Raw genomic sequence first — 8965 nt, forward strand, 5'->3', positions numbered from 1 at the left:
GGATGAAGACAGCAACTGGTTACTGCGGCAGCCAGCCAACGCAACCGCTGTCGCTATCCGTACGCAAGCAAAGCTTGCTAACGGCTACCGCAACGCGGTCTGGACGCCCATTCGGCGCGGGCGTCCGCTCCCGCGGCCGCCAGAGCGGTTGCCGTTTGCAACAGCAAACCGCTCTAGCCTCCCGCTTCCACGCCGGGCGGCAGCGTCCGCACTTGCTGATGTCCGTAACAGGCATTATAGTATGTGAAAAAAGAAAGCCGCAGCGTCCGGCGGATCGCCCCGGGGGGCTGTTTCTCAATTGGTTCTTTTGCCTTCCACCTTTGTCAGGCTGCGTTTTTTGCTCCAGTCGAGCACCATTGGGAGTACACTCCTTTCGCAAAAAGCCTGCTTCCCTTGCTGCAAGGGCAAAACTCCTCAATTTGGAAACAGCCCTGAGAGCGGTTTGCTCATAAAATCAGCTCAACGCTCTGGCAGGGCGAAGCCATGCCCGCCCACGCGCGTCAGCCGTTGGCGGCTGTGCCGCCTTGCGGATGACGACAGCAGAGAAAATTTCCTTGCGCCGTTACGCGCCGGAGCGAGCGTTTCACAAGCACTATGCGCCAGTGCCGCGGCCTTTTCCGTAAGGAAGCGCAGCTCATGACCCTTCAGCCCAGCTTGCCAAGCATCCTGCTGCTCAGCGAAAGCGAATCGCTTGCCGCTCTTGATCGGCGCGCCCTGCGCGATGTGGGCGTGACCCAGATCCAGGTCATGACTTCAGGCATAGCAGCCGCGCGGATTCTGGCGGGCCTGGCCCCCAACCCCGGCGGCCTTCAGCCCGATGTGATCGTCTGCGCCCAAAAGCTGGAGGATATGGACGGCGAGCAGTTCTGCGCCATTTTGCGGCTGCACCCCCGCCTGCTGGCCATGCCCGTTTTGCTGATTCTGCCCAGCGACAGCGAAGTGGAGCAGCTCAAAACCCTGGGCTGCGGCGCCAGCGCCCTGCTCGGCCGCCCCTATTCAGTGACGGATCTTAAAGCCACCCTGGCCGTGCTGGAGGTCTCCCCAAAACGCCTCCCGCAACTGCAAAAAGCCGCGCGCTCTACGGACACCAAGGCTTTTGACGCCGCGCTGGACACATACGGCCTGCTTCTCAAGCCGGTGCGCCAGCCGGAAGATTATTTCCGCGTGGGTATGCAAGACCTGCAGCAACAACGCTGGAACAACGCCATCAACGCTTTTCAGCGGGCACTGCGCGATGCCCAGATCAAGGGCGAGGCAGAACTCGGCATGGCCGTGGCCTGGAAGGGCAAGGGTGATCTGACGCGCTACCGCGCCTGTCTTGCGCAGGCAGCGGCCACCTTTGTGCGCGCCGGACACTGGCGCCGCGCCCGCGCCGTCCACGCGCGCGTGCTCCAGGAAGATCCCGGCGCTAAAAGCCCCTTTCTGGCCGAAGCCCGGCAGCTCATGCGCCAGGGTCTGTACGACGAGGCCGCCGAAATTCTGGCTCAAGGTTTTGACGTCACCTCCAAAAGCCAGCTCTGCGACAAAATAGCGCAGACCTGCCTGACCGCCGAGGAACCGGAGCACATGCTGCGCCAACTGGAAAAGAGCCTGGGACGGGCTCTGGGAGCGCAAGGGGACAGACTCGGCAGCGACATCCGGGCGTGCCTCGACGCATTGATCCGGCAGCAGGAGGCCCGACGGCGTGAGGCCGCAGCCGAACGCCAATGGAGCGTTTCCCGCCGCATGGCCCGGCAGAGGGAAATGCAGGAGGGAACCACGCAGGAAAGCGCGGACCCTGGCGCGGAACAGGCCAAAGAACCGACCGGGGAAGAAAAAACAGAACCGCGCGGCACTGCGCCGGAAACAGGCGCGCCATCGGCGCTGGCCGCTCTGGCGGGCCGGGCGCGCACAAGCCGTGTTACGGTCAGCGGCGTGGTCAGCCCGCAGGACAGCGACCGGCCCGCGCTCATGCCTCTGGACGAAGACGCTGCGGCTTCACCCCGCGGATCGGCCCGGGATTCCGCAAGCCGCCTGCCTGCAGTGGAACCCCTTAGCGAAACTGAAGCCACCAGTAAGCTCTTCACCGGCAAACCGAGGCTCAACGAACTGCTCTCGGTCATGAAATGCACCTGGAAGCTTGTCCGCAGAGACAAATAGAGCGGCGCGCCCGCACACCCGCCGGGCCTTCCCTGCCCAGTCTCTCCTGTTTCAGCGCCGCACGCGCGCCAGCGCCTCCGCATCGCCCAGCCCGTGCAAAAAGCGCACACGCCAAAGGTAACAGGCGGCTCCGAAGCCCAGCGCGAAAATGTAGGCGATCCAAAAGCCCTCCGCGCCCCGGGGCGGCCCGAATATATCGGTGCGCGCCAGGGCATAGCCCAGGGGCAGGCCGATGACCCAGTAGGCAAGAAAGCAGATCGCAGAGATAATCCGGGTGTCGTTGTGGCCGCGCAATATGCCGATGCCCGCCATCTGCAGGCCGTCCACCAGTTGATAGGCCGCCACATAGAACAAAAGATGCATGGCCAGAGCGGTAACGGCGGGATCGTCATTGTAAATCAGCACGATGCCGCGGCGAAAGACAATGGCGCAGAGCGCGATGAGCAAGGCAAAAACCACGCTGAGCGCCAGGGCCGTGCGGGCCGCCAGGCGGGCGCGCGCCACCTTTCCCGCGCCCAGGTAATGCCCCACCCGGATGGTGGCGGTCATGCCCACTGCCAGGGGGATCATGAAAACCAGGGCGCTGAAATTCATGACGATCTGATGCCCGGCCACCATCACCGTGCCCAGGGGAGCCAGCAAAATGGCGCTCAGGGCAAAGAGCGAAACCTCAAAAAACAGCGCCAGCGCGCCGGGCAGCCCGATGCGCAGGACGCGCAGCGCCAGCGCGCCGTCAAAACGCGGTTCCTGAAGCCGCCGGCCGGAAAGCCCGCGACGGAAAAACAGGGGGGCGAAAAGCGGTCGCAAATCCCGGTACTGCGGGTCGCGGCGCAGATAATAGAGCATGGCCAGAGCCATGAACCAATAGCAAAGGGCCGTGGCCACGCCGCAGCCCACCGCGCCCAGGGCGGGCAGACCGCACTTGCCGTAAATCAGCACATAGTTGCAGGGAATATTGAGCGCCAGCCCGAGCATGCCGATGATCATGGCCGGGCGGGTGCGCGAAAAGCCCTCCAGAAAGCTGCGTTGGTTCACAAAAAACATAAAGCCCGGCAAGCCCCAGAGCACGGCGCGCAAGTACCCCCCGGCCAGGCGGGCCAGCTCCGGCGTCAGGCCGAAGGATTCCAGACGCCAGGAAATGACGTAAAAAAAAGTCATCAGCAGAAGGCTCATGCCCAGGGTCAGCCACAGGCCCTGGCGCAGCAGATGCGCAGCGCCCTCGCGCTGCCCCCCGCCCACCATCTGCGCGCTGAGAGGCGGCAGGGCCAAAAGGCAGCCTATGCCCAGAAGCGCGGCCGGAGCCCACACCGAACCGGCCACGGCCACGGCGGCCATGTCCTCGGCATTGTACTGGCCGGTCATGGCCGTATCCGCGAAATTCATGCCGGTCTGCGAAAGCTGGGCAATGAAGATGGGCAGACCGATGGCGTAAAAACGCCGGGCTTCGGCCCAGGAAAAGAAAGATAGGGTCATAGGATATCCTGATGCGAGGCGTCGGGCCTGCAAATCGGACTGCGGCGGCCTCGCCGGAAACATGGACCGGCGCGGAACCTTTAGAACATATTTCTTTTGAAACGCTCGCTCCGGCGCTTCACGGCGAAAGTAAATTTCGCCTGCGCCTATCGCTGCTGTCGTCATCCGTAAGGCGGCACAGCCGCCAACGGCTGACGCGCGCGGCGGGCATGGCTTCGCCCTGCCAGAGCGTTTAGCTCATTTCATGAGCAAAACGCTCTACTCCAGAAAAAGGCCCCGCGCGGGCAGCTCGCGTCCGAGCAAGGCTGCGGCCCGGCCTGCCAGCGCCTCAATGGCCCTGCGCCCCGCCTCTCCCAGATCCAGGCTGAAATCGGTGACAAAGGTTTCAATATGCGCCCTGATCACGCTGTCTTCCATTTCCTGGGCGTGGGAGCGCACAAAGTCTTTGCAAGCCTCCGGATGCGCGCGCGCATAGGCCAGGCTGTCGGCAATGGCGGTCTGCATGGCGCGCGCCGTCTGCAAGGGCAGATCCCGGCGCACGGCAATGGCTCCCAGGGGCAGGGGCAGATGAAAGGCTCCTTCCCACCACTGGCCGAGATCCAGAAGCTTTACCAGCCCCATGCGCCCAAAGGTGAAGCGCCCCTCGTGGATGATCACGCCCAGGTCCGCATCGCCGCGCGCCACCGCGGGCATGACCTGGCTGAAGAGCATTTCCTGCCTCGGTCCCTGAAAGCCGCCGTGCAAGGTAAGCAGGAGATTGGCCGTGGTCAGGAGACCGGGCACGGCCACTCGTGCCGTGCGCCAGGCTTCGGGCGGCAAAGCCTCGCGGGCCACCACCAGAGGGCCGCAGCCCCAGCCCAGGGCCGCGCCGGATGCCAGCAGGGCATAGTCATCCATGATTTGCGCGGCCACGCCCAGAGACATTTTCGTCACATCCAGTTTCTTTTGCCGGGCCAGCGAGTTGAGTCGCTCCACATCGGCCAGGTACGGCCGAATGGCGGCCGGGGCGGGAATCAGGCCATGCAGCAGGGCATGAAAAATACAGGTATCGTTGGGGCAGGGCGAAAGCCCCAGCGACAATGAACCGGGTAGAGAGACAGCCATAGTTTCCTCACATTGACAGGAGACGCCGGACGGGCATAGTCTGCCCACTGCGCTCTTAAAAAAACACGCTCCGCGAAACGCGCGCGCCGCGCCATACGTCTTAGAGCAGATTACCTTTGACTTTTTATGAAAGTCAAAGGTGGCATTCAGGCGAAAAACGCGGTTTTCGCCTGAATGTACGCCGCGTTGCGGCGGCTGCCGCTTTCGCGTCAGCAGAGCATTTTCAAAGTGAAAATGCTCCAGCCGGGTTCCCTTGCCGTGCGGGAAGCGGGCGGTTCCGGCGCATCCTGCGCATCCTGGAGCAGAGTGCTTTTGAAACGCTCGCGTGACGCGCGGCGGGCATGGCTCCGCCCGGTGCGGCGGCCTTGCGCCTTTGCGCCAGGCCGGAGCCGCGAGAGCGTTTTGCCGGAAAATTGCCCCGCATATCCTTCATTTCCGGCCGCCATAGACGCATAGGACATTGCCATGCTTGACGCCGCATACTACGCCGATCTGGGCCTTTCGTCCATCCATGAAAAAGTGCTCGACGGCCGCCGCCTGAGCTTCGATGACGGCCTGGCCCTGTTCGACTGCCCGGACATCACCGCCGTGGGAGCCCTGGCGCTGCATGCGCGCTGCCGTCTGCACGGGCGCAAGGCCTTTTATGTGGTCAACCGCCAGATCAACTATACCAATGTCTGCGTGAACGGCTGCGTTTTCTGCGCTTTCCGCCGCGACGCGGCAAACGAGCCCGGCGCGTTCGTCCTGAGCAGGGAGGACATTCTCGCCCGGCTGAAAAATGCGGATCAAAGCTCCCTGCGCCTGGACGAACTGCATATTGTGGGCGGCTGCCATCCGGGCTTGCGCCTGGAATGGTTCGAGGACGTGCTGCGCGCGGTGCGGGCCGTTAACCCCACATTGCCGATCAAAGCTTTCACGCCCGTGGAAATCGAACATTTCGCCCGACTGGAGGGCATCAGCAGCCTGGAAGTGCTCCAACGGCTCAAGGCCGCGGGCCTGACGATGCTGCCCGGCGGCGGCGCGGAAATTTTTGACGAAGAGCTGCGCCCGCAGCTCTGCCCGCACAAGGCCGACGCCGCGGCCTGGCTGCGCATTTCCGGCGAAGCGCACGGCCTGGGCATCAAAACCAACTGCACCATGCTTTTCGGCCACCTGGAAAACGCGGCCCAGCGCGTGGATCATTTGTGCCGCCTGCGCGATCAGCAGGATAAAAGCGGCGGCTTCACCTGTTTCATCCCCCTGCCCTTTCTGACCGAAAACAGCAGGCTCAAGCTGCCGGACGAGCGTCTCGGCCCGCAGCGCGGGCTGGATCAACTGCGCACCGTGGCCGTCTCCCGCCTGCTGCTGGACAACATCCCGCATATCAAGGCCTACTGGATCATGTTGGGCCCCAAACTGGCCCAGACCGCCCTGTGGTACGGGGCCGACGATCTGGACGGCACCATTGTGGAGGAACACATCGGCCACATGGCCGGGGCTCAGTCCAGCCAGGGCCTGACCATCAACGAGCTGGAAAGCATGATCAGCGAGTCCGGCTTTGAGCCTGTGCGACGCAACGCGATTTTTGAAACCCTGCCCCCTGACGGCCGGAACAGTGCGGAGGTGCGCTGATGGCCACATTTGCCCCTGCCCACAGCCCTTTTGAAGAAAGCCCCGCCGTGCGCGAGGCTGCCGCGCTGGCCGCCCGCATAGGCGGCACAGGCTCAGCGGCCCCGGCGCGCCTTGACCGCGCGGCCGCCGAAACCCTGTATTACCGGGCAAGCCTGCACACCCTGGCCGCCCTGGCTCACGGCCTGCGCCTGCGCCTGCATCCCGAGCCCGTGGTGACCTATGTGGGCGATCGCAACATCAATTATTCCAACGTCTGCGTCTGCGGCTGCCGCTTCTGCGCATTTTTCCGGCCGCCGGGCCATAAGGACGGCTATCTGATCAGCCGCGAGGAAATGGCCGCCAAGGTGGAGGAAACCCTGCGCCTGGGCGGCACGCAGATCCTCCTGCAAGGAGGGCATCACCCGGATTTGCCTCTGGAATGGTATGAGGATCTGCTGCGCTGGCTGCGCGAAAACTGGCCCGGGCTGCATATCCATGCCTTTTCCCCGCCCGAAATATTTTTCTGGTCGCAAAAATTCGGCCTTTCCGTGCCCGAAGTGCTGCGCCGCCTGAAGGATGCGGGCCTGCATTCCCTGCCCGGCGGCGGGGCCGAGATTCTGCACAACGAGGTGCGCGCGCGCGTCTCGCCCAACAAATGTTCCGCGGATCAATGGCTGATGGTCATGGAAGAGGCGCATAAACTGGGCCTGCGCACCACGGCGACCATGATGTTCGGCCATGAGGAGGAACCGGGGCACCGTCTGGATCACCTCTTTGCCGTGCGCGCCGTGCAGGATCGCACCCACGGCTTCACGGCCTTCATCCCCTGGACCTTCCAGCCCGCGCACACCCGTATTCATTGCGCTCCTCTGCCCGCTCCGGCCTACCTGCGGCTTCTGGCCGTATCGCGCCTGGTGCTGGACAATGTGCCCAACATTCAGGCCTCCTGGGTGACCATGGGCCCTGAGATTGCCCAACTGGCCCTGTTTTACGGCGCCAACGATTTCGGCTCCCTGATGATTGAGGAAAACGTGGTCGCAGCCGCGGGCGTGTCCTACAGCATGAGCCGGGCGGACATTCACAAAGTGATCCGCGCCGCGGGCTTTACGCCTGTGCAGCGCACCATGAACTATGCGCCGGTGGAGCCGCAGCCCGCAGTCTGAGGGCAAAGCGGCATGAGCCGCGATTGGCCTCACGGCAAAGCCGCGGCAGGAAAGCCGGGGCAAAATCATGCTTTTGCCCCGGTTCCGCCGGGCGCGCCCGGCGATTGCGACAGCCTTCAACCACCCCGGAAATTCGGCATGAGCACTCCACTGGTCCTGCGTATGGGCCGCATCGGCTATCTCAATGTGCTGCCCATTTATCATCCGCTTGAGGCAGGCATTCTGCCCCACGATTTTGAGTTGGTTTCCGGCCCTCCGGCCCTGCTCAACAACATGATGGCCCGAGGCGAACTGCACGTTTCGTCGTGCTCCTGCTTTGAATACGCCTGCCGCCCCGAACGGTATTATCTGGTGGAAGATCTTTCCATCGGCTCGCGCGGGCCGGTCATGAGCGTGCTGCTGCTCTCGCGCCTGCCCATTGAGCAACTGGACGGGCGCGGCATTCTGATCAGCGGCGAAACCCATACCTCCGTGGCGCTGTTGCGCCTGCTCATGCGCGACCGCTACAAGCTCAACGTGCGTTTTTCCACGGGCCCGGTCACGCCCGCAGTGCGCGGCGCCACCCCCCCCACGGCGTTTCTGGCCATCGGCGACGAAGCGCTGCGCCTGCGCAACCATCCCGACTATCCCTACCGCCTGGATCTGGCCGAAGCCTGGCGGGATTGGACCGGACTGCCTTTCATTTTCGGCCTTTGGGTGGTGAGCAGGGAGGCTGCCGAACAAGGTCTGTTCAAAACCGACCCCGGCGCGCTGCTGCGCCGCGCGCGGGATTGGGGCCTGCAACACATGGATCTGATCCTTGATCTCACGGGCCTGGGTTGCCCGCTCTCGCGCGAGGAGCTTCTGACCTATTACCGCGACGGTCTGGTCTACAGTCTGGGGCAGGAGGAATTGCAGGGCTTGCGGCTTTTTTACGAAAAGCTCGCCACAGCCGGCATGATTCCCGCGCCGCCGCCGCTGCGTTTTTTCAGGATGTGACGCGATGAGAGCATTTTGCTAATTTCATCAGCCAGAGCATTTTGCTTTTGAAATTATTCAATTTCAAAAGCAAAATGCTCTAATTTCATTAGAGCATTTTGCTTTTAACTTTTTACATAGCCACAGGATTTAAACCATCCTTCAGCGTCTTTTTGTGTGATACAACTTAATGCTTTTCCAATGGACTTGTACAGTTCATCACATGTTTTTGCTTTCATACCCCGAAGTAATTGTTTCACTTTGCTCCACATCTTTTCAATGGGATTTAAATCCGGGCTGTATTCTGGAAGGAAAATATACTTGCAGCCTTTTTCCCTTATCAAGTTTTGGGCGGTTTTTGATTTATGGACATTCAAATTATCCATTATAACAACATCGTTAGCTTTAAGCGTTGGAAGAAGAAATTTTTCAATATAAGCATTGTACATTTTTCCATCCAGTGCCCCATCAAAAACAACACTGCAAGTCTCTCCCGTTACCCGGATTGCTGAAAGTATGCTTATCCTTTCCCAACGTCC

General features: G+C 62.1%; 8 protein-coding genes. 5 read left to right on the forward strand and 3 right to left on the reverse strand.

The window, feature by feature from the left end; genetic code table 11:
- Positions 1-636: 636 nt before the first annotated feature.
- A complete protein-coding gene (locus G7Y52_RS07415) occupies positions 637-2139 on the forward strand; it encodes a response regulator (RefSeq protein ID WP_165069173.1) in 1503 nt (500 codons plus the stop codon).
- 51 nt (positions 2140-2190) lie between these two features.
- On the opposite strand, the gene G7Y52_RS07420 is transcribed toward G7Y52_RS07415, so the two are convergent.
- Positions 2191-3612: an MATE family efflux transporter gene (locus G7Y52_RS07420; protein WP_165069177.1), complete on the reverse strand. Its 1422-nt coding sequence runs from the start codon at positions 3610-3612 to the stop codon at positions 2191-2193.
- 258 nt (positions 3613-3870) lie between these two features.
- Positions 3871-4716: a 1,4-dihydroxy-6-naphthoate synthase gene (locus G7Y52_RS07425; protein WP_165069182.1), complete on the reverse strand. Its 846-nt coding sequence runs from the start codon at positions 4714-4716 to the stop codon at positions 3871-3873.
- Between the two features lie 174 nt (positions 4717-4890).
- Between G7Y52_RS07425 and G7Y52_RS14960 the strand changes: the two genes are divergently transcribed.
- The 4 genes from G7Y52_RS14960 to G7Y52_RS07440 all read left to right on the forward strand — a co-directional run bounded on the left by G7Y52_RS14960 (position 4891) and on the right by G7Y52_RS07440 (position 8447).
- The gene (locus G7Y52_RS14960) at positions 4891-5172 is read left to right on the forward strand and encodes a hypothetical protein (protein WP_206215233.1); all 282 of its coding nucleotides are present in this window, start codon (positions 4891-4893) and stop codon (positions 5170-5172) included.
- Between the two features lie 9 nt (positions 5173-5181).
- Positions 5182-6327, forward strand: a complete 1146-nt coding sequence (gene mqnE / locus G7Y52_RS07430; RefSeq protein WP_165069185.1) for an aminofutalosine synthase MqnE — start codon at positions 5182-5184, stop codon at positions 6325-6327.
- Positions 6327-7469 (forward strand): cyclic dehypoxanthinyl futalosine synthase, encoded by a 1143-nt coding sequence (mqnC, locus tag G7Y52_RS07435; protein ID WP_165069190.1) that lies wholly within the window; start codon positions 6327-6329, stop codon positions 7467-7469. The genes mqnE and mqnC overlap by 1 nt, the downstream gene beginning before the upstream one ends.
- A 138-nt stretch (positions 7470-7607) precedes the next feature.
- On the forward strand, positions 7608-8447 hold the full coding sequence (locus G7Y52_RS07440) for a menaquinone biosynthesis protein (protein WP_165069194.1): 840 nt from the start codon (positions 7608-7610) through the stop codon (positions 8445-8447).
- A 104-nt stretch (positions 8448-8551) separates the two neighbouring features.
- Here the strand turns inward: G7Y52_RS07440 and G7Y52_RS07445 are convergent.
- A partial coding sequence (locus tag G7Y52_RS07445) for a transposase (protein WP_165068458.1) occupies positions 8552-8965 on the reverse strand: 414 nt, incomplete at its 5' end.

The organism is Desulfovibrio sp. ZJ200 (assembly GCF_011039095.1).
In the GTDB taxonomy this organism is placed as follows: Bacteria; Desulfobacterota; Desulfovibrionia; order Desulfovibrionales; family Desulfovibrionaceae; genus Desulfovibrio.

Excerpts from the sequence above, each read along its gene's own strand:
- G7Y52_RS07415 (WP_165069173.1), top strand. The coding sequence starts at position 637 with ATGACCCTTCAGCCCAGCTTGCCAAGCATCCTGCTGCTCAGCGAAAGC.
- G7Y52_RS07420 (WP_165069177.1), bottom strand. The coding sequence starts at position 3,612 with ATGACCCTATCTTTCTTTTCCTGGGCCGAAGCCCGGCGTTTTTACGCC.
- G7Y52_RS07425 (WP_165069182.1), bottom strand. The coding sequence starts at position 4,716 with ATGGCTGTCTCTCTACCCGGTTCATTGTCGCTGGGGCTTTCGCCCTGC.
- G7Y52_RS14960 (WP_206215233.1), top strand. The coding sequence starts at position 4,891 with ATGTACGCCGCGTTGCGGCGGCTGCCGCTTTCGCGTCAGCAGAGCATT.
- mqnE (WP_165069185.1), top strand. The coding sequence starts at position 5,182 with ATGCTTGACGCCGCATACTACGCCGATCTGGGCCTTTCGTCCATCCAT.
- mqnC (WP_165069190.1), top strand. The coding sequence starts at position 6,327 with ATGGCCACATTTGCCCCTGCCCACAGCCCTTTTGAAGAAAGCCCCGCC.
- G7Y52_RS07440 (WP_165069194.1), top strand. The coding sequence starts at position 7,608 with ATGAGCACTCCACTGGTCCTGCGTATGGGCCGCATCGGCTATCTCAAT.